The sequence below is a fragment of the Paenibacillus rigui genome (assembly GCF_002234615.1).
Taxonomy (GTDB): domain Bacteria; phylum Bacillota; class Bacilli; order Paenibacillales; family NBRC-103111; genus Paenibacillus_S; species Paenibacillus_S rigui.
In genome coordinates, this window is sequence record NZ_NMQW01000002.1 from 639,898 (window position 1) to 664,859 (window position 24,962).

At 51.3% G+C, this 24,962-nt stretch carries 26 protein-coding genes; 3 read left to right on the forward strand and 23 right to left on the reverse strand.

Annotated elements, in window-relative coordinates; genetic code table 11:
• Positions 1-93: 93 nt before the first annotated feature.
• From yidD to CF651_RS03740, 9 genes are all read right to left on the reverse strand, one after another.
• Positions 94-342 carry a membrane protein insertion efficiency factor YidD gene (yidD, locus tag CF651_RS03700; RefSeq protein ID WP_094013539.1) on the reverse strand — a complete coding sequence of 83 codons (249 nt, stop codon included), beginning with the start codon at positions 340-342 and terminating at the stop codon, positions 94-96.
• Positions 343-450: 108 nt separating this feature from the next.
• Positions 451-1,269: an inositol monophosphatase family protein gene (locus CF651_RS03705; RefSeq protein ID WP_094013452.1), complete on the reverse strand. Its 819-nt coding sequence runs from the start codon at positions 1,267-1,269 to the stop codon at positions 451-453.
• Between the two features lie 42 nt (positions 1,270-1,311).
• On the reverse strand, positions 1,312-2,610 hold the full coding sequence (gene murA, locus CF651_RS03710) for a UDP-N-acetylglucosamine 1-carboxyvinyltransferase (RefSeq protein WP_094013453.1): 1,299 nt from the start codon (positions 2,608-2,610) through the stop codon (positions 1,312-1,314).
• Between the two features lie 35 nt (positions 2,611-2,645).
• Complete coding sequence (locus CF651_RS03715; protein WP_094013454.1) at positions 2,646-3,338, reverse strand: FHA domain-containing protein; 693 nt, start codon at positions 3,336-3,338, stop codon at positions 2,646-2,648.
• A 436-nt stretch (positions 3,339-3,774) separates the two neighbouring features.
• On the reverse strand, positions 3,775-4,656 hold the full coding sequence (locus tag CF651_RS03720; RefSeq protein ID WP_245855657.1) for an aldo/keto reductase: 882 nt from the start codon (positions 4,654-4,656) through the stop codon (positions 3,775-3,777).
• Between the two features lie 15 nt (positions 4,657-4,671).
• On the reverse strand, positions 4,672-6,708 hold the full coding sequence (locus tag CF651_RS03725) for an elongation factor G (protein WP_094013456.1): 2,037 nt from the start codon (positions 6,706-6,708) through the stop codon (positions 4,672-4,674).
• A 26-nt stretch (positions 6,709-6,734) separates the two neighbouring features.
• Positions 6,735-7,709, reverse strand: coding sequence for an aldo/keto reductase (locus CF651_RS03730; RefSeq protein ID WP_094013457.1), 975 nt, complete (start codon positions 7,707-7,709; stop codon positions 6,735-6,737).
• Between the two features lie 56 nt (positions 7,710-7,765).
• A complete protein-coding gene (locus CF651_RS03735; RefSeq protein WP_094013458.1) occupies positions 7,766-8,173 on the reverse strand; it encodes a VOC family protein in 408 nt (135 codons plus the stop codon).
• Between the two features lie 202 nt (positions 8,174-8,375).
• Positions 8,376-9,269: a ketopantoate reductase family protein gene (locus tag CF651_RS03740; RefSeq protein ID WP_094013459.1), complete on the reverse strand. Its 894-nt coding sequence runs from the start codon at positions 9,267-9,269 to the stop codon at positions 8,376-8,378.
• Between the two features lie 160 nt (positions 9,270-9,429).
• Between CF651_RS03740 and CF651_RS03745 the strand changes: the two genes are divergently transcribed.
• From CF651_RS03745 to CF651_RS03755, 3 genes are all read left to right on the forward strand, one after another.
• Positions 9,430-10,005, forward strand: a complete 576-nt coding sequence (locus CF651_RS03745) for a TetR/AcrR family transcriptional regulator (RefSeq protein ID WP_094013460.1) — start codon at positions 9,430-9,432, stop codon at positions 10,003-10,005.
• A gap of 382 nt (positions 10,006-10,387) precedes the next feature.
• On the forward strand, positions 10,388-10,777 hold the full coding sequence (locus CF651_RS03750) for a hypothetical protein (RefSeq protein WP_094013461.1): 390 nt from the start codon (positions 10,388-10,390) through the stop codon (positions 10,775-10,777).
• A 67-nt stretch (positions 10,778-10,844) separates the two neighbouring features.
• Complete coding sequence (locus tag CF651_RS03755; RefSeq protein ID WP_094013462.1) at positions 10,845-11,207, forward strand: hypothetical protein; 363 nt, start codon at positions 10,845-10,847, stop codon at positions 11,205-11,207.
• A 250-nt stretch (positions 11,208-11,457) separates the two neighbouring features.
• Here CF651_RS03755 and CF651_RS03760 read toward each other — a convergent pair whose 3' ends face one another.
• The 14 genes from CF651_RS03760 to CF651_RS03825 all read right to left on the reverse strand — a co-directional run bounded on the left by CF651_RS03760 (position 11,458) and on the right by CF651_RS03825 (position 24,786).
• Positions 11,458-11,928 carry a hypothetical protein gene (locus CF651_RS03760; protein WP_094013463.1) on the reverse strand — a complete coding sequence of 157 codons (471 nt, stop codon included), beginning with the start codon at positions 11,926-11,928 and terminating at the stop codon, positions 11,458-11,460.
• A gap of 154 nt (positions 11,929-12,082) precedes the next feature.
• Positions 12,083-12,268: a hypothetical protein gene (locus tag CF651_RS03765; protein WP_094013464.1), complete on the reverse strand. Its 186-nt coding sequence runs from the start codon at positions 12,266-12,268 to the stop codon at positions 12,083-12,085.
• A 148-nt stretch (positions 12,269-12,416) separates the two neighbouring features.
• The gene (locus CF651_RS03770) at positions 12,417-13,394 is read right to left on the reverse strand and encodes an aldo/keto reductase (RefSeq protein ID WP_094013465.1); all 978 of its coding nucleotides are present in this window, start codon (positions 13,392-13,394) and stop codon (positions 12,417-12,419) included.
• A 22-nt stretch (positions 13,395-13,416) separates the two neighbouring features.
• Positions 13,417-14,376, reverse strand: coding sequence for a mannonate dehydratase (locus CF651_RS03775; RefSeq protein WP_094013466.1), 960 nt, complete (start codon positions 14,374-14,376; stop codon positions 13,417-13,419).
• Between the two features lie 61 nt (positions 14,377-14,437).
• Positions 14,438-15,754 (reverse strand): ABC transporter substrate-binding protein, encoded by a 1,317-nt coding sequence (locus CF651_RS03780; protein ID WP_094013467.1) that lies wholly within the window; start codon positions 15,752-15,754, stop codon positions 14,438-14,440.
• Positions 15,755-15,808: 54 nt separating this feature from the next.
• Positions 15,809-16,579, reverse strand: coding sequence for a carbohydrate ABC transporter permease (locus tag CF651_RS03785; RefSeq protein WP_425436192.1), 771 nt, complete (start codon positions 16,577-16,579; stop codon positions 15,809-15,811).
• Between the two features lie 65 nt (positions 16,580-16,644).
• Entirely contained in the window at positions 16,645-17,619 is a 975-nt protein-coding gene (locus CF651_RS03790) for a carbohydrate ABC transporter permease (RefSeq protein WP_094013469.1), read from the reverse strand.
• A gap of 223 nt (positions 17,620-17,842) precedes the next feature.
• Positions 17,843-19,009: a helix-turn-helix domain-containing protein gene (locus tag CF651_RS03795; RefSeq protein WP_179232662.1), complete on the reverse strand. Its 1,167-nt coding sequence runs from the start codon at positions 19,007-19,009 to the stop codon at positions 17,843-17,845.
• A gap of 248 nt (positions 19,010-19,257) precedes the next feature.
• A complete protein-coding gene (locus CF651_RS03800; RefSeq protein ID WP_094013471.1) occupies positions 19,258-19,902 on the reverse strand; it encodes a GntR family transcriptional regulator in 645 nt (214 codons plus the stop codon).
• A gap of 121 nt (positions 19,903-20,023) precedes the next feature.
• Positions 20,024-20,956 (reverse strand): iron-hydroxamate ABC transporter substrate-binding protein, encoded by a 933-nt coding sequence (locus CF651_RS03805; protein WP_094013472.1) that lies wholly within the window; start codon positions 20,954-20,956, stop codon positions 20,024-20,026.
• A 31-nt stretch (positions 20,957-20,987) separates the two neighbouring features.
• Complete coding sequence (locus CF651_RS03810; RefSeq protein WP_094013473.1) at positions 20,988-22,010, reverse strand: FecCD family ABC transporter permease; 1,023 nt, start codon at positions 22,008-22,010, stop codon at positions 20,988-20,990.
• Entirely contained in the window at positions 22,010-22,945 is a 936-nt protein-coding gene (locus CF651_RS03815; RefSeq protein ID WP_094013474.1) for a FecCD family ABC transporter permease, read from the reverse strand. The genes CF651_RS03810 and CF651_RS03815 overlap by 1 nt, the downstream gene beginning before the upstream one ends.
• A gap of 193 nt (positions 22,946-23,138) precedes the next feature.
• Positions 23,139-24,005, reverse strand: a complete 867-nt coding sequence (locus CF651_RS03820; RefSeq protein WP_094013475.1) for a helix-turn-helix transcriptional regulator — start codon at positions 24,003-24,005, stop codon at positions 23,139-23,141.
• A 28-nt stretch (positions 24,006-24,033) separates the two neighbouring features.
• Complete coding sequence (locus CF651_RS03825) at positions 24,034-24,786, reverse strand: TetR/AcrR family transcriptional regulator C-terminal domain-containing protein (protein WP_094013476.1); 753 nt, start codon at positions 24,784-24,786, stop codon at positions 24,034-24,036.
• Positions 24,787-24,962: the final 176 nt, after the last annotated feature.

Below are 24,962 nucleotides of genomic sequence, written 5' to 3' on the forward strand. Positions count from 1 at the left end.
ATATAGCGAAAAGAAGGCACGTCTGTCAAGTGACAGCCGCGGATTCGACAAAACGTTACAGCGGCCGCTGTTCCGTACGCACATGCCTGCCGCTCATACCGCGGGCTTCTCATGCTTCGATGTCCCCTCAACCGGTGGGACATGATCGATACCGCCGGGATGAAACGGATGGCATTTGCAAATCCGTTTGACTGCAAGCCAGGATCCCTTACCCGGGCCATGCAGCTCTACAGCCTCCAATGCATAGGCCGAGCATGTCGGATAAAACCGGCAGGTAGGGGGCTTCAACGGCGAGATAAACTTACGATAAAATAATATGAAGGCTTGCAGCACTTTCTTCATCATCATTCGCCTCCGGACAGATTCGGGATCGATTCCGATACTTTGTTATATGTATCATGAAGGAAGGTCCCGCCCGAAGTCAAGCTGTTCCATCTGCCATGCAGCTGGCTACACCTGCTCCTTCCCGGAGCTTTCGAGTCCTTCGTTGACAAGACACATCAGACGTTCCTTCCTGTCGGGAGGACAAGCGATAATATAAGGCTCCGAATGCATGCCGGTAAAAGGTGTGCCGTCAAACTGCAGCACGAGACCACCGGCTTCCTGAACGAGGAGAAGCCCGGAGTACAGATCGTCACCCTCGGAATTGTACAATACAATGCCGTCCAGATTGCCCCGCGCAAGCAGCGCCCACTGCATCGTCGGTGCCCACAGGCGAAGCATTCTTTTGGAGGCTGCTTCAATATGCCTTCTTAACCGGACCGCAGGCGGGTCATTCTGCACCTGATGCCCTTGAATCCAACCGAGCGTCAGCTTACTTGAAGCCGGCTTGGGCCGCATGTGCAAAGGCTCTCCGTTACAGGTAGCGCCGCCCCCTTTGCGGGCCACATACATATCATCCTGGATCGTATCGTAAATGACGCCCAGTACAGGCTCCTGACGGTAGATCAAAGTAATCGATACACCGAATACGGGCAGTCCGATGGCAAAATTGTTCGTTCCGTCCAGCGGGTCGACGAGCCACAGCCAGTCTCCCTCCACACCTGACCAGCCGGACTCCTCGCTGCGGATCTGATGATCCGGAAAGGTACTGCGGATGCGGCTAAGAATCGCCTCCTCTGCAGCCAGGTCCGCCTCCGTTAACAAATCGCCGGAAGCGTCCTTTTCCTGCACGGCGAAGCCGTGGCGAAACAATTTCCGGGCAGCATCACCTGCAGCGCGGGCAGCATCAACGGCAATCTTCTCAGCCATTTCCAATGTCTCCATCATCAGCTGGCCACGCCTCCCCTGCGTCTATTCCTGTGCCATTTATCATTGGCTTCGTATTTCGTTCAGCTCTTGCCGTTGATCGTCCGTCATGGATTGACGTGATACACGTGCCCCCAAGGAGTGGAACATATCGATTGCATCCTCGTATCCCCGCTCAATGTGCTCAATCCCGGTAATTCGGGTGATACCATCCGCCGCCATCCCCGCAAGGATGAGACACGTTCCTGCACGGACGTCCGTCGCATGAACCCAATTGCCTTGCAGCGGAACGCCGCCTTTAATATAGGCGCTCTCTTTGCGGATTTCCACATCCGCGCCCAACCGCTTCAGCTGATGCACATGGGCGAACCGCTTCGGATACACGCGCTCGGTAATGATGCTTTTGCCCCCCGCTTGAGTCAGCAGCGCGGTCAATGGCTGCTGCAAATCCGTCGCAAAGCCGGGATACATCCCCGTCCGAACCCGGGTCGCCCGCAGCCTTCCCGTCGAATAGGCGGTGATGCTCTGATCCTGCACATCAAGCTCGATTCCTATCTCCTGCAGCTTCGCGAGACAGGAGCCCAAATGCTCGGGAATGATCTGATTGACCGTTACGCTGCCGCCGCGGATTCCTGCCGCCATCAGAAAAGCACCCGCAATCAACCGGTCCGGAATTACGCTATAGGTCCCCCCGCTTAAATACGGCACGCCTTCAATGCGGATTTTATCTGTTCCTGCGCCTACAATCCGCGCTCCCAGCTGGTTCAAGAAATTCGCCGTATCGACTACTTCCGGATCCATCGCCGCATTAAACAGCCTCGTTCTCCCGTTCGCACGGGCCGCAGCCAGCATCGCGTTAATCGTAGCTCCCGAGGTGATCATATCGAAATAAATATCCGCCCCGCGCAGCTGGCTTGCTTCCACCACATAATGATCGTTATAAAAAGTGACGTCCGCGCCAAGCGCACGAAATGCCTTGATATGCTGATCGATCGGACGGGAAACGAAATCATCCCCTCCCGGAAACCCTACCGTCACCTTGCCGAACTTGGCGAGCAGCGCTCCGATAAAATAATACGAAGCACGGTAGGCCGAGGCTTTGCCCGGATCAATCGTTGCGCTATGAATAAACCGGGGATCCATCCGCATTTGTCCATTAGGCCGGCGTTCGATCACAAGACCAATGTCCTTACCAATTTGCTGAATGACGCGAAAATCATATATATTGGGAATCCCCTCCAGCGTAACCTCGGCATCCGCCAGGCAGGAAGCGGCCAACAGAGCTAACGAGCTGTTCTTGGAGCCTTGAATAGGTACCGAGCCGTGCAGGGGGCCCGCAGCTTGCACTTGTATGTAATCCACTAAAGTTCCTACTTTCTCCTGGTTTGATTGTCGTGTCAATCCTTCTCCAATACATAACCGCTGCCGCGCACGGCGCTGATCATGAACGTGTCCTTGCCGTATTTCTTCCGTATCCGATAAACCAGCGCATTCAGCTCGTCCATGCTGACATCAGGCAGCCCTTCGGCATCCTGAGAGCGTTCGGGCCAAACCGTCTTTTTAATTTCATCAAAAGGAACCAGCTGATTCGTATGGTCCGTAAGCAATTTGATGAATCCGTATTCCTTCTCCGACATCACAATACGCTGCCCGTTCACCGTGCACTCCCGCTTCTCCCAATTGATGGAGTAGGCTTCCAGCTCTTCGAGCATATGAAATTGCTGCGTCAGGCTGATCGGTTCAAACTCCAGTGTTTGGTCGGCGAACAAATACGAGAAATGCAAGACGACCATCCCCCGGGCCAGCTTTATAATATCAAAGGACTGCAGCTTGTGCGGTGTATGGGGCTCGACCCGTTGGCCATTAAGCTCCGTTCCGTGCCTGCTCCCCATATCGTACAATACGGCCTGTTCCTTCTCTTTACGAATCATCACATGCCTGCGGGAAATAAAAGCGTTCGAAAATGAAAGATCCGGTACCTCATCGTTCGATATGCGACCTACAATCCATTCTTCTTCATCTAATTGAATGTACGTTCCGGGCCGATGAGGTTCACCTCGGATAACATAAAGACATGCATAAGCTTCCAGAAGGACCTCCTCCGATTCCCATTATTTTGAATTCACCTGCTGCGAGGATAAACGGCTTCTCCGCTCCTCCGGGAACGGCTCACCCTTGTCCAGGCCAACTGACCATCCTATTTGGACGCCTCTACCATCTTACCTTATTATTGTGCTCCAGGAGAATGCCTCTACACTAATAAGTCGGTGACAGCTGACTGACGCGAAGCTCACAGCCGATCTATGCTTCATCATGGAAACGTTCCCATCCTATGATTGTAGCAAAGTGGGCGTCAACCCGCAATTTTCTTAGATGGCATCGATATCTAAGTTGTGACACGTCAGTAACCCGCTTCGGAAGGAGGCCGCTGAACAAGCTGCGGCTGCATGGACGGATCTCTTTTCTGAAGCAAAAAAGGCCCGGCTCCTTCTCCGGAGCCGAGCGATTTTTCACGGGTAAGATAAACTAAGCGATGGAGGTTGGCGCTCCGAACGGCGAGCTGTAACCGCTAATGCCTTGCAATATCCGCTGCGCCTCCTCGTCCGTCATGGAGCCGTAGCGTTCTACCGCGTCTACGATCTTGGGAAACAAATGGACATCGCCTGCACTGGCAAAGCCGGAAATGCCCTGGAAGGACAAAACAAAATGCACACAGGCGTCAATCACCTGCTGCTCGGCGAACGGCTCATACCAGGTCGCATAGTCCCTCTGCTGCCCCTCTGCCCAAGGTCCTTTGGCGATCGCCTTGATGACGCGAACAGCCGTCTGCTCCTTACTTGCCTGCTCCAGCAGCTGATCAAAAGCCGTTTTGTACTCCGGCAGCGAGTATAAATAATAATTTAACGGGAGCAGTACTGTGTCGAACGAGTACCGCCGGAGTGCCTCCAGGTGGGTCATCGGAGCCAAATGTCCGTGCCCGGTGATCCCGATGGCTTTGACCACCCCCTCATCCTTCGCTTCAAGCAGTGCTTCAAGTGCGCCTCCGCTTTCCGTGCACTTATCCAGCTCTTCGATGGTTCCGACCGCATGCAGCTGGATCAAATCGACGCTGTCCACCTGCAGCCGTTCAAGGGAACGATAGATTTGCTCTTTGGCCTTGGACTTTGACCGCTCACCCGTTTTTGTCGCCAAAAAAATTTCGTCCCGGATTTTGGGCATCCAAGGCCCCATCCGCAGCTCCGCATCACCGTAGCTTGCCGCCGTATCAAAATGATTCACCCCATGGGCTCTTGCAAAAGCAATCGAATCATCCGCTTCCTGCTGCGTCACATTTCCGAGACTGGCCGCACCAAACATCACGACCGAGCTTTGATGGCCCAAACGGCCTGTTTCGCGTTGTAGCATCATTAGTTCCTCCTTTGATTAGGGTCTCGCAGACCCGAGCGCGTTGCGCATACTTAAAATATATTTGGATGTATCCAACGGATGAACGCCTCTTCGCGTTCTAACGGCCTCCATCCCTTCGGGGCATTCCCGGTAGCCGTCGAAGCGTGTGGTGAACGTGCCCCGTCCACCGGTCAGCGTGCTCAGCTTCACAGCAAAGTCCAGAGAGCTTGCGACCGGTACAGTACCTTCCACCATGAGGCGATCCCCCGTCATGACCGGATAGTCAAAGATCGCCCGCATCAGCGTCAGCTCATGCAATATTTTCCCGCTTGACTCCTCTGGCGCGCTGATGCGGAAATGAACATAGGGCTCCAGCAGGGTCGTTCCTGTCTGTGCCAGTCCGTTCATGATGCCCATCGGCGTGGCAAGAACAAAATCCAGCGGATGGGTATGCCATACATGGTGCTCCCCTTCGATCAAGGTTACCTTCAGATCCGTTACCTCCCAGCCCAGAAGACCTTGCTGAAGCGACTCCGGTACCCGCCTGGCCACTTCATTCTGGTAGCTAGGCAGCAAATTCTCGGGCTTGACGATGGAGGAGTAGCTCAGCCCGCTCCCCCGCACTCCCGGTTCAATACGGAACTTCAGTATGGCCCAACACGGCTTGGGCATTGTGTAGGCGACGAAGCCGATCCCCTGCCGGCTTGGTGTCTCTTTGTAAATGACACTTGGCTGTCCGAACACGGCATGCAGCCCGAACCGGCTGTACAGCACATGCGTCAGCACCTCCAGCTGAATAGGACCCATGATCTTCACATGAAGCTCCCGTTCCGTCTGATGCCATTGCAAATCCAGCAAGGGATCCTCGTCGGCAAGCTCCTGGAGGGCAGCGACAAGCTGCGGATAATCCGCATCCTGAAGCGGCTTCACCTGAACCGTCAGCAGCGGTACAGTCAGCCGGTGCTCCGGCGGGATGAGCCCCGGATTGCCCAGGACATCTCCGATCCTGACACGGCTCAGCCCGCAAACGGCGGCGATATCTCCTGCCTCGAGCATACCGACATCCTCGTGGTGTCCTGCATGGACTTTTCGAATTTGCGTAACCTTCTCATCCAGCCCTAGCGTGGCATTGTGGATGACATCACGGTTCTGTATACGTCCTCCATAGAGCCGGACCAAGGCCAGCCTGCCCATCACTTTATCCCGTTCGAGCCGGAAAACAACGCCGGACAGCGCATCCCCGACGCTCCCCGATGGCGGAGGGAGCAGCTCCGTCATCGCATCCATCAGCTCCGTGACGCCTATCCCTCTATTCGCTGCCGCGTACAGCACAGGCGTGACGAGAGCCTGGCCGGTAAGCTGCCTTAGCTGGGCCAGCCATCGGGACTCCGGTACGGCAATTCCGTTAATGTAGTCCTCCAGCAGCGATTCCTCCTGCTCCGCAAGACATCCGATCAGTCCATCATAGCCCGGATGACCCGGAGCGAATTGACTCGACTTGCCGTTCGAGCAGTCCGTGGGCACCGGTCTCCAGAACGGCTCCACGCCGGCAAATGCTTCCCCCTGGCCATCATACCATTGAACCGGAATGGCAGACGGTGTCAACACCGATCTGATTTCTTGAAGAACCCGTTCTGCATCCGCTCCGACTCTGTCCATCTTGTTGATCAGCATCAAGGTTGGAATTCCCAAGGTATGGAGCGCATTCCATAACGTCTCTGTATGGGCTTGGACGCCCTCAACTGCAGAGATGACCAGGATCGCCCCGTCCAGCACGCGCAGGGAACGTTCCACCTCCGATGAGAAATCGACGTGGCCTGGCGTATCAATCAGATTGATCGTGCAGCCTTTCCATTGAAAAACGGTAGTCGCCGCACGGACGGAGATGCCCCTTTCCTTTTCGATATCCATCCAATCCGTCTGGGCAGTACCTGCATCCACCCGTCCCAGACTTCGAATGCGGCCGCTTTCGAACAGCATATGCTCCGTCGTGGTCGTTTTCCCCGCATCCACATGAGCCACAATGCCGATATTTCGGATCTGCTTAGCTTCCACTTTCTGTTCTGTACTCATGCTGCTGCGCAGAGCTCACCTCGTCCCTATCCTTCTTCCGTCCGGTCCGTCGCCGGCGGTGGCGCGATTGACAGCGCTGAAATTTCCTGGCGCCATTCAGGCGTCATCGAAATATCCGCTGCAGCCAAGGAAGGCTCCAGCTGCTCTACGCTGCGCGCGCCGATGATCGGGGCCGTGACGCCCGGGTGCGACATAACCCATGCGACCGCCAAGGAGGCCGGATGCACCTCGCGCTCCAGCGCATAATCTGTAAAGCGTTCGGCAATTTCGTAATTGCTCTCTTTGCTGTAGCGCTCCGCATACATTTTTTGCTCGACAAGCCTGCCCTGCGACGGCCTGCGGTCTTTGCCGTATTTCCCTGTCAGAAGACCGCCGCCAAGCGGGCTGTAGGTGATGACTCCTACCTGCTCAGATTCGGCCAAAGGCAAAATTTCAACCTCTGCCTGCCGCTTCACCAAATTATACATCGGCTGAATACACTCGAACCTCGCCCAATGATTTCGCTCCGAGATCCCGAGCGCCTTCGCGATTTGCCATGCGGCCCAATTGCTTACGGCAGGATACAGGATTTTGCCCTGCTGCTGCAAATCGTCCAAAGCGCGCAGCGTTTCCTCCATCGGCGTGAGCGGATCGAAATGATGGACGAAATAGACGTCCAGACGATCCGTCCCGAGACGACGCAGACTGTCCTCTACCGCAAGCAGGATATGGCGGCGCGACAGCCCTTTAGCATTTCTGTCCTGACCGGTCGGAAAGCATACCTTCGAGGTTAGAACAATCTCGTCACGGCACTTCGCATCGCGGATACAGCCTCCGAGAATTTCCTCCGAGCGGCCCTGTGTGTAAACGTTTGCCGTATCGAAAAAATTGATCCCAGCTTCCCGGCAGCGGTTGAACATAGCCCGGGACTCTGTTTCGTCCGCGTTCCCACCGAACGACATCGTACCAAAGCACAAGCTAGAAACCTGTACACCTGTCTTCCCTAACGTTCTGTACTGCATAGCCGCCTCCTATGGGTTCGTTTATTATTGATCATTCAATCGGTCCGTTTGCCAGCTTAACAGGTCAAATGCGGCGAGCCCGGCATCAGCTGCATAAATTCGATCCGGTTGCCGTCAGGATCCTTCGCCCAGCACTGATAATTGGTGTCCTTCCCCTGCTTCGGCTCCACATCCAATGTCACGCCATGGCTTTTCAAATGATGAGCAATTTGGTGAATATCCTCCACCTCCAGGCAAAGATGATTAAAGCCGATCGGCTTTTGAACAGGACCCGGTTTATTCTCACCGCCGTAGAAAAGCTCGATAAATTGGCCCTCGCAAACTTTAATATATTGAATCCATGGCTTGTCTTCGTTATCATGCAGCTCAAATGCTCTCTGAAAACCGAGAAGATCACAGTAAAAATGAAGAGATTGCTCCATGTCCTGAACCGTCAAAGCAATGTGCCCAATACGTTTGATCATTTGGAACGTTCGCCTCCTCCAGGGTTGAACGAAAACGGCTGCCTTCGCCCTCCCTACATCATATAAAATTTCACTTGAAAATATAAGGAGTGAAGACGATTTCATTAAGTTACCTTGAGGTAAGCGATCCTCATGCGTATGCCCGGTCCATACTGCTTTACCCTCTTGCAGAAGAACAGCATATTTTTATCATAGGGTGATGTTATCGGCGGATAGATATCATTTTATGAAACATCTCATCTAATAACATTATTTCTGCTTTTTGGCTGACGGCATGGTTCCCAAGCTTTACATCGATTATAAAGTCATTGTTCAGCATCTGGCGGTAACGGGAAATAATGTCGTCGTCAGACATTTCTCCCATTGCCTTCGTTTCGGCTGGAATTACCGGGATTCCGGCTTGCTCTACCAGGTGAATGTTTTGTTTAATATCTGCGGCAATCTTTCTTAGAATACTTTCACTTCTTGCTGTCTCGATATCCACCATTCCGTCATTCGTATAGAAATGCTTGTTGATAATAGCCAACGCAGTATGCGAAATATGGAATGCCTTAATGTCTTTTTGGATTTCATAATGCAAATCCACTGATTCAAATAGTTGGGCAAGCTCTTCCACTCTTTCGGTCATCAGTCCGCTTATTTCACCAAACATGGTTCCTTGATGTTTTTCAGAACCGAATTGGGCGTATAGAACATCTTCTTTGATGTCTCCACCGGCACCCGGGAATCCCGGAAGTAAGCGGTCCCCCACGATTTCAAGCCAAGAGTCATATCCAATAGTGTTGGTCAAGGTGACGATGGTCTTGCTCTGATTATGCTTGATCGCAGATAGGGCAGATTCGGCCTGGTCATATCGGACTGGGACCAAAATGAAATCATAAATGTCGTCGTTATCAAGCTTTACTATCGTCTTGATCGATATTTGCTTTATCGTTCCATTATCGTTGTATTTCAGTCCATCCCTTTTCAGCGCCTCCAGTCTCTTTCCTCGTGCCAGTATAGTAACGTCAAGTCCCGACTGTGCGAATCGGAGTGCATATAGACTGCCAATCACGCCGGCGCCAAATATCAAAAGTCTAGGGGGTTTGGTATTCAATAGAATCCTTCCTTTCGAAGAATTATACACAGATTGTTTAAGCAACACCTGTTTGTTAAGATAATAGTATCGCATGCTTATGATTTCAACCGGCAGAGTTAGGGAAAGGTTGCATAGGCAACACATTGTAATAATTGATGTTTAACAAGGAGATATTGAAATGGTAAATCAGGAAGATCCGAGGGTGTTGAGAACACGACAGTTAATTAGAACAGCGTTCAGAGCTTTGCTGCGAAGAAAAGGATTTGATGCAATTACAATCAAAGATATCGCTCAGGAAGCAACCATTAACCGCGCCACCTTTTATGCCCATTTTGAAGATAAATATGCTTTGCTTGACGAAGTCACAGAACAGGCTTTTCATGAGATGATTCCTGAGCGAGTGGCGGATGCACAGGAGTTCACAGATGAAATATGTGACCAGTTGATCTTGATGACGCACCAATATATCGTGGATTTTTATCGGATCTGCAGAATGGATTCCAATTCGATGGCAAAGCTTGTCGATGAAAAAATAAAGAAAATGCTGCAGCAAACCATAGAAAGCATTTTTCTGAAAGGGGGTACCCACCTCGGGCCGGACAGGCATCGTATAAAAATCATGGCGGCCATGACAGGTTCAGCCATATATGGTGCTGCGCATTATTGGTTAAATGTCGAGGAAAAGGATCGAACCGATGGGCTTGTAGACATTGTTCGTCCCTATGTACTTAACGGTCTGGGGCTAGGTGTTTAGGTTCATTCGTTGCCGTGAAAGCTGAGTTGGTTGGATATAAGATGAAACTACGTTATATTTAAATATGTACATACATGCGTATGAACAGTTATACAGGGCGGAGGGGAACCATGGGCAAAACAATGCAATAGGTACTTTGTGGATACTTAACGAACGTAAACGCTATGCATTCAGTTTTAGTCCGATTTTAACATAATATATAGTAACCGAGACGTTAATAGTAGGAATCGGTCAAAAGCAGATTTTTTTAAAAAATAGCTTACATAACCTCCGAGTCTTTATAGCTGCGACTGATGATATTAAGTCACCGAAAAAGGTAACTCCGCTAACGTCTAAAGCTCCGAATAAAAAAGAATATCTCGAAATCTCTTCTAAAGATACATTGAAACAATATGCAGAAAAATCTAAACAAAAAGTAAAAGATCTGGATGACAATACAGAGTACCAGTTTATTGTTACTTTTAAGAAGCCAATCTCCGAAAACGAGCTGAAGGCATATACCGGAAATCTGAACAAGCCTATGATATATGGCCGTGGTATTGACAATGAGGGAAACAGAATTACGACACTGGCGCTATCAGTTGATGAGGATGCGATAAAACAAGTAAAAGAAAATCCTAAATATACTTTTAAGGGCTTTACTCAAATCGATGCGGTAGCTACCGGGGCAGAAAATAAAAAGCTCCTTAATGATAATGCCGTGTTTAGCGTAGAAGCCGCTAATAACTTCGAGCCGTTGGGTCTATTTTGGAAATTAGAAGAACAGGAGTAATATAATACTAAGGAAAAAGAAACAAGAGGGGCTAACACCCCCTCTATATTTTATTAGGGGGGGTGGTATGATGTTTGAAAATCAGTTTCGCAATCTTGCTGGTATATTGACTGCTGTAGTCGGGATATTGTACCTTCCGGGGATTTTAACCAATCTCACAGGTAACATACTTTGGGCGGCAATGTTTATCCTTTTAGGTTTAATTATCCGTGGTAATCCTCCTTATCGGGCTTATGTTTGGTCAAACTTCCTTAATTTTGGATTCCAAGGATTCATGCTTGTCATCGCCCTTTTAACGTACTTCGATATTTCAGATGGTTCTATATCCACGTCCGCAATGCTCACACTTGTGTGTTGCCATTCAATCATCTTAGGAACTTACGTAGCTCACTTCTTCTGGGTAATGCGAAAAAAAAAAAAAAAACATTAAACAAGAATTTTCCTGTAATATCTCCCCAATAGACCGAGAACAATCTTAATGACTGGCCTATCCAGCTATTTCAGTGATGTACTTCTGACAAACATAAAGGCCCTAATTTTCCATTTCCGCTTTTCTCTCGAAGTGAACGATTAAGAAAAAGAAAATGAATTGTAGGGCCTTTTCTATGCTTCTGGACAGATAAATTTGTGGTAAAAAAGAGCGCAGGGCATGTTACATCCCTGCACTCTTTTTCAAAGAATCACCTGCGTATTTTCCGGCGCTGCTTCAAGGCTCTGGCCGCCCCCGGCTTCAAGCTTGCCGTTACCGCTTTCGGGGACGTAAACGAGCTGATCATTTTGAACATCGGTCCCATCTGCTGGACTAATTTGAATACCTGCTGCGCCTTCCCCATTATTGAAATAAGTCCGTCAATGCCGCCGAACATGGAAAGTAACGAAGCGCCCTGCTCTGGAACCGCCGCTGCACGGTCCGCTTCAGCCGTCGAATCCCCTGCTCCCGGTCCGGCTCCCCCGCCGTTTTGTGCGATAGAAGGCTCGACGTAGCTCTCGTAGTCCGCAGGTCCGGAGTAACCTGGGGCTGTTCTTTTCCGCTTCGGATACGAGTTTTTTTTGGTACCTGGCCGCTGTGCTTTCGGCGAATTGGCTTTGAGTGCATTGGATTTGGCGGGGATAGCTTTGGATACAGTCGGTCTACCCACATTTTTTTTCATACGGATCCCTTTCCTTTGCCCAATCATGGTGTCATTTCACGATAAGCCAAGCATCATCACATTCTAGTCTTGTATTATTTTATGTGATGCTTGCGGAAAGGGCATGGGTCACTGCACCGCCATACTGCAAATGTGTTATTGTCCGACTCGGTTCCTAAGCTCCTTGGGCCGGCACTGTAATCCAGCCTTGGTAGATCGAATAATAGAACAGGAATGTGGAGATGCCTCCGAGAACGAGCATCAGAAAGCCCCAGTTCTTCTTCCGCTGGAGAAACAACACAAGCGCGCCGCTGAAAAAGGACCCCATAATTAAAATAAACAAAATAAAAAGTATGATCATGAAAGCAGAATCTCCTTTAATGGTTCGTTAATCACATAGATTCTACTTTATCATTTTTGAAGAGGAAATGCACTATAACCCAAACACAAGCACATTCACAACGATACATCCCTACATACGGTACGGTGCTGCAGTATAAGGTAAATGCCTACCAGGAGTAAGCCTTCGGACCTGCCCCGCCGGGTCCGGGGAAAATGGCATCCAATTGGGCAATTACCTCTTCACTAAGATCCAATTCCGCCGCACGCAAAGTGTTTTCCAGCTGCCCCAGCGTTCGCGGGCCGATAATCGGCGCCGTTATGGCCGGATGTCGCAATGTCCAGGCTAACGCCACGTTCGCTTCGCTTTCCCCGATTTCCCGACACAATCCGGCGAAAGCATCCAATTGCGGACGCAAGCTTTCGATACGGGCTTTTTGCCGTTCGGAGCGTGATCCGGCCGTGGGGTTCACATTGCCGCCAAGAACGCCGCCATCCAGCGGGCTCCAGGCAATAACCCCTATGCCTTGGCTCTCGGCCGCAGGAAGCAGCTCCAGCTCCGGCAGCCGGCAGAGCAGGCTGTATTTATGCTGCTCGGACACCAGGCCGAACGAGTGGCGAGCCTTCGCCTCGTACTGCGCGGTAATCAGGTCCCATCCGGCGAAATTACTGCTGCCGACATACCCAATCTTCCCCTGGTATAAAGCGACGTCGAAGGCTTCCCACAGCTCAGCCCACGATACATTCCTGTCGATATGATGCATTTGATACAGCTCGACATGATCGGTCTGCAGCCTGCGTAAGGATGCCTCCAAATGTCTGCGGATCTTATAGGCCGACAGTCCTCTGGGGTCGTTCGGCCCGTCATTCGGGTCCTTCATAATCCCGTATACTTTGGTGGCAAGGACTACCTTTTCCCTGCGCCCCCCGCCTTGGGCGAACCAGCGCCCGATAATTTCTTCGGTCCATCCCGGATGCTCCGCGCCACCGTATACATTCGCCGTATCAAAGAAGTTAATTCCCGCATCGACGGCGGCATCCATCATCCGGAAAGCTTCCTTTTCCTCCGTCGCAGGCCCGAAATTCATCGTTCCCAAGCATAGCCGGCTTACTTGCAGTCCCGTTCTTCCTAATGAGGTGTATCTCATCGTTAACCCTCCTTGAATGATATTAACTGCCCGCAGCTTCCATTAGTCCCTTAATGTATCCTACGCCATAGAGCCGTCCCAGCAGCTCGTAGCCTGGATGGGAATTATCTTCACCTTCCATTGTGGGAACATGGTCAGGTCTTGCGGGGCCTTGATAGCCAACCTCATAGTAGGTTTTCATCGCTTCCAGCATGTTCGTTTGCCCGTCATCGTGGAACGTTTCCTCGAATTTCTCAGGAGTTCCGCGCACATCCCGGAAGTGAACGAAAAAGATTTTATCCCGGGCTGCAAAGCTGCGGATAACGGAAGGAATATGCTCCCCCGCCGTGGCCAATGTCCCCTGGCACAGCGTAATTCCGCTGTATTCGCTTGGGACCAGGTCGATAGCCCGTTGAAGCGCATCGGCATTCCGTAAAATTCTCGACACACCCCGAATCGGGGAGATCGGCGGATCATCGGGGTGCAGCGCGAGCCGTACCTTCGCTTTTTCCGCGACAGGCACAATCCGCTCCAAATAGTACTTGAGGTTATCCCACAGCTGTTCTTCCGTTACGATTCCTGCTTCTGTGAGCGGAGCATGCTTCATGACCTCATGATCATAGCTCGATACGAGCGCACCGCCTCGGGTCCGGGTTGTGGTCGAAGTCCGGAACCAGTTGAACTGCGCCATAAAGTTGTAGCACAGCACACCGATGCCCAAGGCTCCCATGTTCGTGATGAACTGCTGCATCACTTCGATTTCTTCGTCCCGGCCGGGGAGGCCGAGCTTGATCCGATTTGCGGGTGGGGCGGATTCGATTACCGCCAGGTCCAGCCCGAAGTCCTCGAATCTTTTCTTCATATGCATCAGGTTGATATAGTCCCACGGCTTCAATCCATTTTCTTCTCTGGGCAGCGGTCCCACGGCATAATTTATACCCATTTGCTTAGCCAGATGCCACAGCTGATTCGGATGCGATGAGAAGAATTCAGCCAGCTTCACTCTCGATCACCTCATTCTTTATTGTGAACCAAACCATCAACATTCTTCTTGCTTACAAAACTTATTTGCCGCCAAGCTTCGCTTCGATCTCTTTACCCATCGTTTCGATCGTTTTGTACGCATCGTCCAACGACTTTTTGCCGAACCAGACCGCTTCCATCTCTGCCTGGTATGCCTGCACCCATTCCGACCAACCGGTTGGAGCAGGATAGAAGGGAAGCGCCTTCTCGATAACCGTATCCAGAAGCTTTCTGCTCATTAAATCCGTAGGCTGAAGCGACGGCTCCAGCTCCTTGTAAATCTCGTTGTTGATTGGAATACCGCGCGAGGTTCCCAGCGCCTTCCCCGCTTCCTTGTCCGTGATGAACCAGCGGATAAATTCCTTCGCTTCCTTCTTGTATTTGGATGTGGAGCTAACGCTCAAAAACAGCGTCGATTGCGCCCAGCCTCCGCCGGACGGACCGGTCGGCATCGTAGTCAACCCGACCTTCCCGGGCATCAGCTGCTCCATCACCGCAACGGAAGCAACTGTCACCCCTTTGGTCATGACCGCCCCGGAAGCCATGGAATCGCCTTTCGGATCGTTGTCCACGAATGCCTTCGTGACATCCGGAGGAGGAACGGTTCCATCTTTACGGAACTGTGCGAACCTGTTTTGGTACTCGTACCAAAGCTCTTTGTTCAAATTGAATTTTTTGCCGTCCACCATGATCGGGCCTTTGCCTTTGGCGGTTTGATAATATTGATAGTTATCCCATATGTTCGATCCGTCTCCGATCGGATACTTGCCCTTCGGCAGCTTCGCTCTGCCCTCCTTCGCAAATTCGAAGTAATCGTCCCATGTCCAGTTTTTGGCCGGAAGCATGATTCCCGCCGCCTCCAGATCGGTTTTGTTAAAAGCCATTCCTTGACCGTTATGGCCGAGCGGAATGCCGTACAGCTTTCCGTTGATTTTCGAGTTTTCGATAATTTTCGGATCAACAATGCCCTTCAGATCAATATCCGACAAGTCCTCCAGCGTCCCCCGGCTCGCATAATCCTGAATATAAGCGCCATCCATCTGCAGCACGTCCGTCATCGATTTGGAGGCGGCCAGCGTCGTCAGCTTGCTCCAATAGCCGTCCCAGGCGAGATATTCGGGGGTGAATTTGATGCTCGGCTTCTGTTTCGAGTAAATGTCCAGCGCCGCCAGCGTGGCTTTATGTCTGGTGTCGGGCCCCCACCACATGATTTTGAGGTTCGTGCTGCCGCCGTCGCCGCCCTTGCCCTCCCCCGGCTTGCCTGCTGTCCCTTGACTCCCCCCGCTGCAAGCCGTCAAAGCCAGAACCGCCGCTACACCAAGTGTAATGCCTTTCCCCCACCTGCGATCATGCTTCATACCCTTCATCCCCTTTATCATTGTTTAGCTTGACAAGCACCACACAGGCATCCGTCATCCTTTTAACCCTGTGGTGGTAATCCCTTCAACAAAATGCTTTTGCGCGAGAAAAAACACGATAACCGAGGGAACGATGGAAAGCAGCGACATGGCCAGCAGCTGTCCCCACTGGATCTCGAATTGATCAATAAACATGCGGAGCGCCAGACCGACCGTATATTTTTCCACGGAGCTCAAATAGAGTACTTGACCGAAGAAATCGTCCCAGCTCCATATAAACGTGAAAATAGCTACGGTAACCAGAGAAGGCTTCAGCAGGGGAAAAATGATCCGGGCATAAATACCGTACACAGAGGCCCCGTCGATTTTGGCAGCCTCATCCAGCTCCCGGGGAATTCCTCTGATGAACTGAACCAGCAGAAAGACGAAGAAAGCGCCGCCGCCAAAGAAATGAGGTAAAATAAGCGGAATATAGCTGTCGACCAAACCAAAGTGGTTATACATGATGTATTGAGGGATAACCGTTACTTGTCCGGGCAGCATCATCGTCAGCAGCAGGATGGAGAACCAGAAGGCACGCAGCTTGAATTGCAGCCGTGCGAACCCGTATGCAACGAGGGAGCTGGTTATGACGGCACCCAGTACGTTCCAAAACTCCATGGTCAGCGTGTTGGCAAAAAAATGAGTAAATGAGAAATCAGCGGAAAAGTGCCAACCCTTCGTATAGTTTTCCCACATTGGGCTCTGCGGCCAAATGGAAGGCAGACTCATTTCCTCGGTTTTCTTAAGCGACGCTCCCAGCCACCAAATTACCGGATACAGCATGAGCAGGGAAATCCCCGTAAGCAGCAGGTGATTGGCAAGCCTTGAGCCCTTCAGCGAGGATAGGTTCACTTGGCTTTCCCCCCTTCCGATTCATAAAATACCCAGTAACGCGACACCAGGAAGTTAATCCCGGTCAGAACCGCAATGATAACCAGCAAAATCCATGCAAGCGCTGAAGCATACCCCATTTGATAGTGCTTGAATGCCTTTTCAAAAAGAAATAAGGCGTACATGTACGTCGAATTCACAGGTCCTCCCTTCGTAATAATGAAGGCGGATGTAAACATTTGAAAGGAACCGATTACCCCAAGAACCAGATTAAAGAACATGACCGGTGATAGCATCGGCAGCGTGATATGAAAAAACTGTCTTGCTTTACCCGCGCCGTCCACTGCCGAGGAATCGTACAATTCTCCGGGAATTTGCTTGAGACCTGCCAGAAAAATGACCATCGTCGAGCCGAATTGCCAGGTGCTGAGCAGGATGAGCGTGCCAAGGGACGTATTCGGATTCGAGATCCAGCCTACCCCTTGAATGCCAAACCAGCCGAGCACATGGTTCACATAGCCATCCAGACTGAACATATTGCGCCAGAGGACGGATACGGCTATACTGCCCCCGATAAGGGACGGGAAATATATCGCGGTCCTATACAAATTCATCCCCCGAAGGTTTTTGTTCAGCAGCATGGCCACCATGAGCGAGAAAAAGAGCTTTAACGGAACGGCCGCCAGAACGAAAGCGAACGTAACCCCTAGGGAAGTGCGGAATAGCTGATCCTTGAATAAAATGCTGGAATAGTTTTGGGACCCGATCCAGGTCGGATCATTCAAGAGTGAATATTCGGTAAAAGATAAGTAAAACGATTGGGCGATCGGCCACACCGTCAGCAACAAAAATCCGATCAGCCATGGCGATATAAAAATGTAGCCTGCCAGATTCGTCTCCCTACTGTCCCTCCTCCATAACTTCGCAAATCTCGCTGCAAAGGATTGGCGCTTGACCCCTGCATCCTCTTGATACAAGGACACGTTCGACATGACTCAACCTCCTCTTCTCACAATGGAAACAGCTTGTGGATATAAAATTAACAAAAGCGCTTTCAAAAGGACAGGTGAATATTTTACGAATTTGTTTGATTTTTTTGGGGTGCAAAATACCGGCCCAGTAAGCGATAATGCCTATCACAACTCTTTCTGAGCAAAGCAAATAAGCATACGGCTTGGCGATATGCAGCCTGTATGCTTGCTGAAGGGGAACGGCTCACAGCCCAGTGGAATCCCTGTACTCGCTTGGGGATACACCGACCTTTTTCTTGAAAATTTGGCTGAAATAACGGGAATCCTTATAGCCGACCTGCTCGGCGACTTCATAGTTTTTCAAATGCGTGCTCTTCAGCATAGCCTTCGCCTTATTGATCCGGATATCGGTCAGCTGGTCGATAAACGTTTTGCCCGTATTCGTTTTAAATAAGGAGCTCAAGTAAGCAGGCGTCATGTATACTTTCTGGGCCACGCTGTACAGTGTGGCATGCTGGCATTCCTGCTCCATATATTGAATCGTTTTCTTAATAATACTGCGGAGACTTTCCCTCTCCTGCTGCAGCATCACTTCCCTCAAGCCGGTCAAATAATCCACGACGAAGGATTGGACTTCCTGAATCGAGCGCATTTCAACGACAGCCATCATCTCAACACGATTGAGAGCGCTTACCATTTCCGATGCCGTTACCCGCTTTTCCAATCCTATGAGCATTCGGATCGTTAATTCATAGATGGACTTGGGAGCCACAGGGCCGTTTTGAAGGATAAAGCCGTACCATTCTTCTACAGCGTTCCTGATCATTTCAGGATGGACCGCAGCTTTCAGCCGTTCATACAGCAGGGTTTCCCGCTCAGCAGGATAGACAGATATTTTCTGAAACTTGGACAGCTCGCTGAAATAAACAATTTCTCCGACACCATTATAAAATTTGTTCTTCAAGGCAAGAAGCGCTTGCCGATAAGAGTTATGAATGTCCGACAGCTGTCCGCACGGCTTCCCTACACTCATATTCACGGTCATGGAGAAGGCCTGCTTCACCCGAAGCTGCAAGGTCTCGATCCAATCCTTGGATACCCACGAGAAGAGTACGCCGAGTCTCCCCTCCCCATCAATGAACACAACGCTTCCGCCTGTCTCCTGCTGCTGCAAATCGTCACGAAGGATCTCCATCCATTTCCGTTTCTCGCTCTCATCCACCGAAGTCATGACAGGCTCTAATAAGGCAATGGCCGGAAAGGTGAAGTATGGATTCAAATTCAGGTAGGCTAATATTTCTTGTACGGGGTGCGTTTGCTGTGAATCCTTCGTAACCAGTCCGACTAAAAAACGATCCCTCATCAGCTTCAGCATTTCCTCATCATCAAAAAAACGTTTCTGATTGTGCATGCTCCATATCCCCTTTGAACAGGTTAACATTTCGAGATGCCATGCGTCAGTACGAGGTTCAGTCCATTCGATGCCTAGCTCCATTTTATCGATTATCGATAATTTAGTTTGAATGAGAAAACCTCTATCGAGGCCTTTCAAGACTCTTGTTTTGATTATCGATAATCGATATTTTGTATCTATCGTTATTATAAGGGGCTTCTTTCCATTTGGATACGGGAAAAATATCGGAGGTTTTGTCGAAGGCATCAGCTCGTATACCGCTTATAGAAATCCAAACCGCGGATCAGCTTCTCCTCGGTTGCATCTACATCCCCGGATTTTATCAAGTCCAATATTTCCGTATGCGAATTCGGTATGCTGTAGCCTGAATGGTCTTGATTCGTTACGGTAATAAAACGCATAATTTTCGTGCGAATCCGGTTCCAAATATCCAGAAACAGCTCGTTGCCGCTGCGTTCGTAGAAATAACCGTGAAACTGCATATCCAGCTCCACCAGCCGGTATGGATCCTGTTCATCCACCGCCTGCGTCATCTGCTGAAGTATACCTTCCAGATAACGGATATCTTCTGCGGTCAGCACCTTCATCGTCTGCCGCAGCGCATGGCCTTCCATCAGCTGGCGCAGCTCATAAATATCCCGAATTTCTTTGTGCGTAATCTCGGACACGACGGAGCCTTTGTTCTGTTTGCCGACAATGAGGCCTTCCTGCTTCAAACGCTCGAGCGCTTCACGAACCGGTGCCTGGCTGACATCGAATTGTTTGGCAATATCCAATACGATGAGCCGCTGTCCCGGGGCTAGCTCCCCTTTCATAATTTTCTTTTTTAACGCCAGGTAGACATGCTCGCTTAAAGAAGTCGGGAGCGAGCTCGTGTGCGCGGTATCCATCAATGGAATGAATGCCTCCGTTCGGAGTAGGGTATGGGAAAAAAGATAAGATTGTCGATAAACGATAATCTTATCTTAAAGAGAGACGAGCTTCCTCGTCAAGCCGTATTCCCATTCCCCTCTACTTCGCCAAACGCTTCTCGGCATCGTCCAAAGCCATTTTGGTTCCCATCGCTGAATAATCCAGCCACGGCTGCTCTGGAATCACATAAACATGATTCGCCTTGACCGCCTTTAGCCCCTGCCAAATCGGGCTTGTCTGCAGCTGCTGGAACAGCTTTTGCGCACCATCCTCTTTGTTCAGCACAAGGAAGATCGCATCCGCATCGTAATCCGGCAGCACTTCCTGGGAAATCGTCTCATAGGCCTTATCTTTGCTGATCTTGTCCACACCTTTTGCCGGCTTTAGCCCCAAATCCTCGAACAGCATCGGGCCCATTGGCCGTCTCATACCGAACACCCGCAGCTCCTTGGCTGTCACACGTACCGCCATGACCGTGCCGTCTCCAATTTGGCCTTGCATTTGCTTCTTCACACGCTCTGCTTGAGCCTGGTAATCTTGTATAAAGGTGTCCGCCTGCGGTTCGCGGTTCACCAGCTTGGCGACTTTTTTCAATGTGTCTCTCCACGTGCCTTCATTCAGATCGAATACTTCCGTCTTGGCAATCTTTTCGTACTTTGCAAGATCCTTGCCTGCATACTGCTTATCTACATAGATTACATCCGGTTTAAGGGCCAGCAGAGACTCCATATCCGGATCCGTCGCGACGCCGAGCGGTTTCGTATCTTTCAAGCGGTCCGCAACGTGCGGAAGAAATGCTTTCAGCTCGCCGCCGATGACGGAGCCTACAGGGGTAATACCAAGGGCGAGCAGTTCATTGGTCAAGTGAATCGAGAGCGAGGCGATTCGGGGCGCTTGGCCGGCTTCCGGTTTGGCGGCTGCGGAATCTCCCTTCTGTGGAGCTGTGCTTGGCGGCTGCGAAGTCGTTTGACCGCAGGCTGCGGTCAGCATCAAGGCCAGGATGGTAATAAGCAATGCGATCGTTTTTTTCATAGAGATCCCCTTTGTCATGGATGACTGTTATTTATTTGGTTCTGACAAGCAGATAGAGAAAGTAGGGCGCTCCTACAGCAGCCACAACGATACCGGCCGGGATGGCATTCGGTTGAAAAAGCGACCGGCCGAGCGTATCGGCCCCCACCAGAATGACAAGACCTATCATGCCGGCAATGGGCATGAAATGCTGGTGCATGGGCCCGACCAGGCGGCGGGCCAGGTGAGGCGCGACGAGACCGATAAACCCGATCCCGCCCGCCATCGAGACGCTGGCGCTGGACAATCCCACGGCCGCTGCGAGCAGCAGCAGCCGTTTCTTGCGGACGGCCGTTCCGATCCCGACGGCCAGCTCATCCCCCAGTGAGAATGCATTCAAGCTGTGGGATTGCCCTATTGCATACGGCACAAGCAGTGCAATCCACGGAAGCAGCGCGATCACATGTACCCAATCCCTGCCCCAGACGCTGCCTACCAGCCATCTGGAGGTGAAAGCATACGTGGTTTCGTCCAATTGCAGCGACAAAAACAAGGATACGGCACCGAAGCCTGCGGCCACGGCAATTCCGATCAGAATTAACCGGACAGGGATAAGTCCCCTGTGCCGGTCGTAAGCCAGCAGCACAATCAATAAAGCCGCCAGAACACCCCCTGCGAAGGTAAACAACGGGATGAACAGTGAAACCGGCCCCTTCATCGTTTGGAAGAAGGTGACGAACAGGATCAGACCAAAGGCCGCTCCTGCATGCAGCCCAAGTATCCCCGGGTCGGCCAGTGCGTTGCGGGACAGCCCCTGCAGGATGGCCCCCGAAACGCCGAGTCCGATGCCCGCCAGCATCGTAACCAGGCTGCGCGGCAGCCGGAAATCGAATAAAACCATGGCTTCATCCGGGCTGCCTTGACCCAGGAAAGTCCGGAGAACCGCCAAGGGAGACAGACGGATCGTTCCCGTGTTCAGGCTGATCAGCACGACAACCGTACATAAGAGGGCTAGTACGATACCGGTGCTCCAAGCCTTTCTCCCTCTGCTGGTGCTTGTGGAATGGAAGCTCATTACAGGCTCCTCCCTTCCTGACGGGCCAAGTATAAGAAGAAAGGAACCCCTACCAGCGCCACCATCACTCCAATGGCCAGCTCCTTCGGCGGATTCACCATCCGGGCGCACAGGTCGGCCAGTACAAGCAGCACGGCACCTAATAAAGCGGATGTCGGGATGATGCGTCTATAATCGACGCCCACCAGCTTTCGGGCAATATGAGGGATGACCAGCCCGACGAAGCCGATGGCGCCAACAGCCGAAACGGATATTCCGGCAAGAATGACGGCTGCGGTGATCGCCATCCAACGTACTCGTTGGGTGCGAACACCCAAATTGGAAGCTGCCTCCTCCCCAAGCGAAACAAGGGAGATGGACTTGCCTAGCAAGCTAGCACCTGCGATAGTGAGCAGAATGATCGGCACAAGAAGCTTCAAATGCATCCACTTCACCCCGGACACGCCACCGGCATACCAAAACGCGAGGTCCTGGCTCAAATTATAGTAAATCGCTACACCTGAGCTTAACGAGTGAAGCATCGCTGCCACGACCGCTCCGGCCACGGTGAGCCGAAGCGGTGTCAAACCACCGGGGGCTGCGGCACCCAGTGCAAATATCAGCAGCGTGCTGAGCACCGCTCCGAGAAAAGATAGAGCCATCAATCCCGAATAAGGGATGTTCGGCATGAATGCAAAGCTAAGCGCAACCACAAGCGTAGCCCCTGCATTGATGCCTAGCACCCCTGCATCGGCTAGCGGGTTGCGTGTCACTCCCTGCATCAAAGCGCCCGCTACAGCAAAGGCCCCGCCTATTGCAGCCGCACCTATTACTCGGGGCAGCCGCAATTCATGAATAATTTGGTGCGTCGTCAAGCCCGGATCGTACTGAACAACCGCGGTCCACACGGTTCCCAGGGACATCCCCTTGGCCCCCAGGGAAACTGCGGCAAACATCGATAGCAGCAACCCGCATACAGCTAGCAGCAGAACGATCCCAAACCGTGAAGTACTGGAAAAAGCCTGTATCGGAATCAGCTCCGCTCAATAATATTGATAATCATTATCATTCGTTATCATTATAAAAACCTCTTCCGAGGCCGTCCATGACATAATTTAAGGTATTATCCATGGATTATTTTAAGATTCGCTATTTCAACCGCTTAAGGGGCGAGGGCTCTTGCGGAATGTGATGACTGGAGTAGTCTGATGGGGCGCAGCCTACTTTTTCCTTAAACCTCCTGCTGAAGTAAAACTCATCACGGTAACCGACGCTTCTAGCTACCTCGCGTATGCTTGGATTCGGAGCCAGGAGCAGCTCTTTGGCTTTATTCATGCGCAGCCGGGTCACATACTCGATAGGCGAATAGTTCATCCTTCGTTTAAACTGCTGGGAATAATACGCCGGGTGTACACCGGCCATATCAGCCAGCTTGCCCAGCTTGATCTCCTCCGTAAAATGCTGATCCAAGTACTCAACGGTCCGTCGGAACCAATCTTCCCCCGAGCTTGTTGGCTCTCCAGGGCTGGATGGCTCCTGAAGAAGCAGCTCCAGCAGCTCAAAGAGCAAGGATTGACGTTGTAATGCCTTCTTCCCCGTATCGCCGCCGTCACTAGAGGGGAAAGCTTCTTCCATCTCAGCTAATGAATGCAGCAATTGGAGCAAGTATCGGGAATGAAGCTTGATTTCACCTTGCACAGGAAATGTGAGCTGTTTCTCATATACCCTGCGTGCCTCTGTCCATTCCACAGCGGTATATAGATCGAATGAAATACGATATAAGTCAGCCTCATGACCTGCCCCCCATTCCACTGTGGCACCAGGCAGCAGGAGAAACACGGACGGGTACGCAAGCGTCACCGGAATATTGTTAACAGTCAGCTGGACGTTCCCCTTGGTCATCCACAGCAAGGCATGATGCCGCGCCGTTTCCTTGCCAGCCTTTTCGATTCGATGCTTCTCAGCCCCCCTCCACTCCACCAGCTTTCTATACAGCCCATCCGTCTTCCCTTCCATCTCCGGCTGCCGCCTCCCCTCAATTCCTTTATTTCTGAATCATCGCAGCTCGGCCCCTGTGTGAGCCTGATGCTTGTAATAATTTAGCTTCAAACCCTTCCAGCAGCACACTCAGTCCAAACTCAAATTCACGGTCCCATTCAATGGACGTCGTATAGACTGCCAATCTGGCCATGTGAGGGTAAAGCTCGGATGGAAGCGACTGAAACTGCTCGGAATAGTGCTTGCCCAGCTCTTCCAAGTTTATCTCCCCCCGATTGGCGCGGTCGGTTAACCGGGTTTCCTCCTGCACAAAGCCAAGCACATAGCTTTTCACCATGGACGCAAGCCACGGTATGTTCGGGTCCTGAAATCCCGCCTCGGACAATAGGCGAAATAAAAATTCGATGTGTGCCAGACGGCGAGGACTAGCGGCGATGGTCGCTTCCATAATATGTCCCGCATCCCGGTATTGCTGGAGCGTTCGGCGAAAGTTCAATGCCCACTGCCGAAGCTGCTCCTGCCAAGAAAGCTGCGCATCCGGGAACGCCACTTCCGAGCTGATTTGCTCCGCCAGCAAGTGCAGCAGCTGCTCTTTATCCTTCACATGATAATACAGCGCCGCGGCCTTGACTCCGAGCGCATCGGCAATTTTCCGCATCCGGATCCCCTCTATCCCCTCCGCTTGCAGCATGTCCAGTACGGCGCTAACGATCCGTTGACGGTCCAGCGGGGTGTGAAGCGGTTCAGATTGCCCTTTATAAGTATCGTCCGTTGATTGGTGTATTCTTCTTCTTGCCATGTTCACCCTCCGTTTTGTCTTGACAATTATAGCATATCCGATTAATCTAACGGTATTAAATTATAATTTAACGTTGTTAAATTGCGGTCAAACAATCGCCTGCCTATTCAAAAAATAAATAAAGGAGCCATTCCTGTAATGCAGCCTCTTATACAAACCCCCGAGCCAACGAGACA

Bases quoted from the DNA above. Each gene is read 5' to 3' on its own strand.
- CF651_RS03730 (WP_094013457.1), bottom strand. From the start codon at position 7,709: ATGCAGTACAGAACGTTAGGGAAGACAGGTGTACAGGTTTCTAGCTTG.
- CF651_RS03755 (WP_094013462.1), top strand. From the start codon at position 10,845: ATGATGTTTGAAAATCAGTTTCGCAATCTTGCTGGTATATTGACTGCT.
- CF651_RS03760 (WP_094013463.1), bottom strand. From the start codon at position 11,928: ATGAAAAAAAATGTGGGTAGACCGACTGTATCCAAAGCTATCCCCGCC.
- CF651_RS03765 (WP_094013464.1), bottom strand. From the start codon at position 12,268: ATGATCATACTTTTTATTTTGTTTATTTTAATTATGGGGTCCTTTTTC.
- CF651_RS03720 (WP_245855657.1), bottom strand. From the start codon at position 4,656: ATGATGCTACAACGCGAAACAGGCCGTTTGGGCCATCAAAGCTCGGTC.
- CF651_RS03705 (WP_094013452.1), bottom strand. From the start codon at position 1,269: ATGATGGAGACATTGGAAATGGCTGAGAAGATTGCCGTTGATGCTGCC.
- yidD (WP_094013539.1), bottom strand. From the start codon at position 342: ATGAAGAAAGTGCTGCAAGCCTTCATATTATTTTATCGTAAGTTTATC.
- CF651_RS03725 (WP_094013456.1), bottom strand. From the start codon at position 6,708: ATGAGTACAGAACAGAAAGTGGAAGCTAAGCAGATCCGAAATATCGGC.
- CF651_RS03805 (WP_094013472.1), bottom strand. From the start codon at position 20,956: ATGAAAAAAACGATCGCATTGCTTATTACCATCCTGGCCTTGATGCTG.
- CF651_RS03820 (WP_094013475.1), bottom strand. From the start codon at position 24,005: ATGGAAGGGAAGACGGATGGGCTGTATAGAAAGCTGGTGGAGTGGAGG.
- CF651_RS03735 (WP_094013458.1), bottom strand. From the start codon at position 8,173: ATGATCAAACGTATTGGGCACATTGCTTTGACGGTTCAGGACATGGAG.
- CF651_RS03790 (WP_094013469.1), bottom strand. From the start codon at position 17,619: ATGTCGAACGTGTCCTTGTATCAAGAGGATGCAGGGGTCAAGCGCCAA.
- CF651_RS03815 (WP_094013474.1), bottom strand. From the start codon at position 22,945: ATGTTTGCCGCAGTTTCCCTGGGGGCCAAGGGGATGTCCCTGGGAACC.
- CF651_RS03785 (WP_425436192.1), bottom strand. From the start codon at position 16,579: ATGCTGTATCCGGTAATTTGGTGGCTGGGAGCGTCGCTTAAGAAAACC.
- CF651_RS03825 (WP_094013476.1), bottom strand. From the start codon at position 24,786: ATGGCAAGAAGAAGAATACACCAATCAACGGACGATACTTATAAAGGG.
- CF651_RS03745 (WP_094013460.1), top strand. From the start codon at position 9,430: ATGGTAAATCAGGAAGATCCGAGGGTGTTGAGAACACGACAGTTAATT.
- CF651_RS03810 (WP_094013473.1), bottom strand. From the start codon at position 22,010: ATGAGCTTCCATTCCACAAGCACCAGCAGAGGGAGAAAGGCTTGGAGC.
- CF651_RS03770 (WP_094013465.1), bottom strand. From the start codon at position 13,394: ATGAGATACACCTCATTAGGAAGAACGGGACTGCAAGTAAGCCGGCTA.
- CF651_RS03780 (WP_094013467.1), bottom strand. From the start codon at position 15,754: ATGAAGCATGATCGCAGGTGGGGGAAAGGCATTACACTTGGTGTAGCG.
- CF651_RS03800 (WP_094013471.1), bottom strand. From the start codon at position 19,902: ATGGATACCGCGCACACGAGCTCGCTCCCGACTTCTTTAAGCGAGCAT.
- CF651_RS03795 (WP_179232662.1), bottom strand. From the start codon at position 19,009: ATGCACAATCAGAAACGTTTTTTTGATGATGAGGAAATGCTGAAGCTG.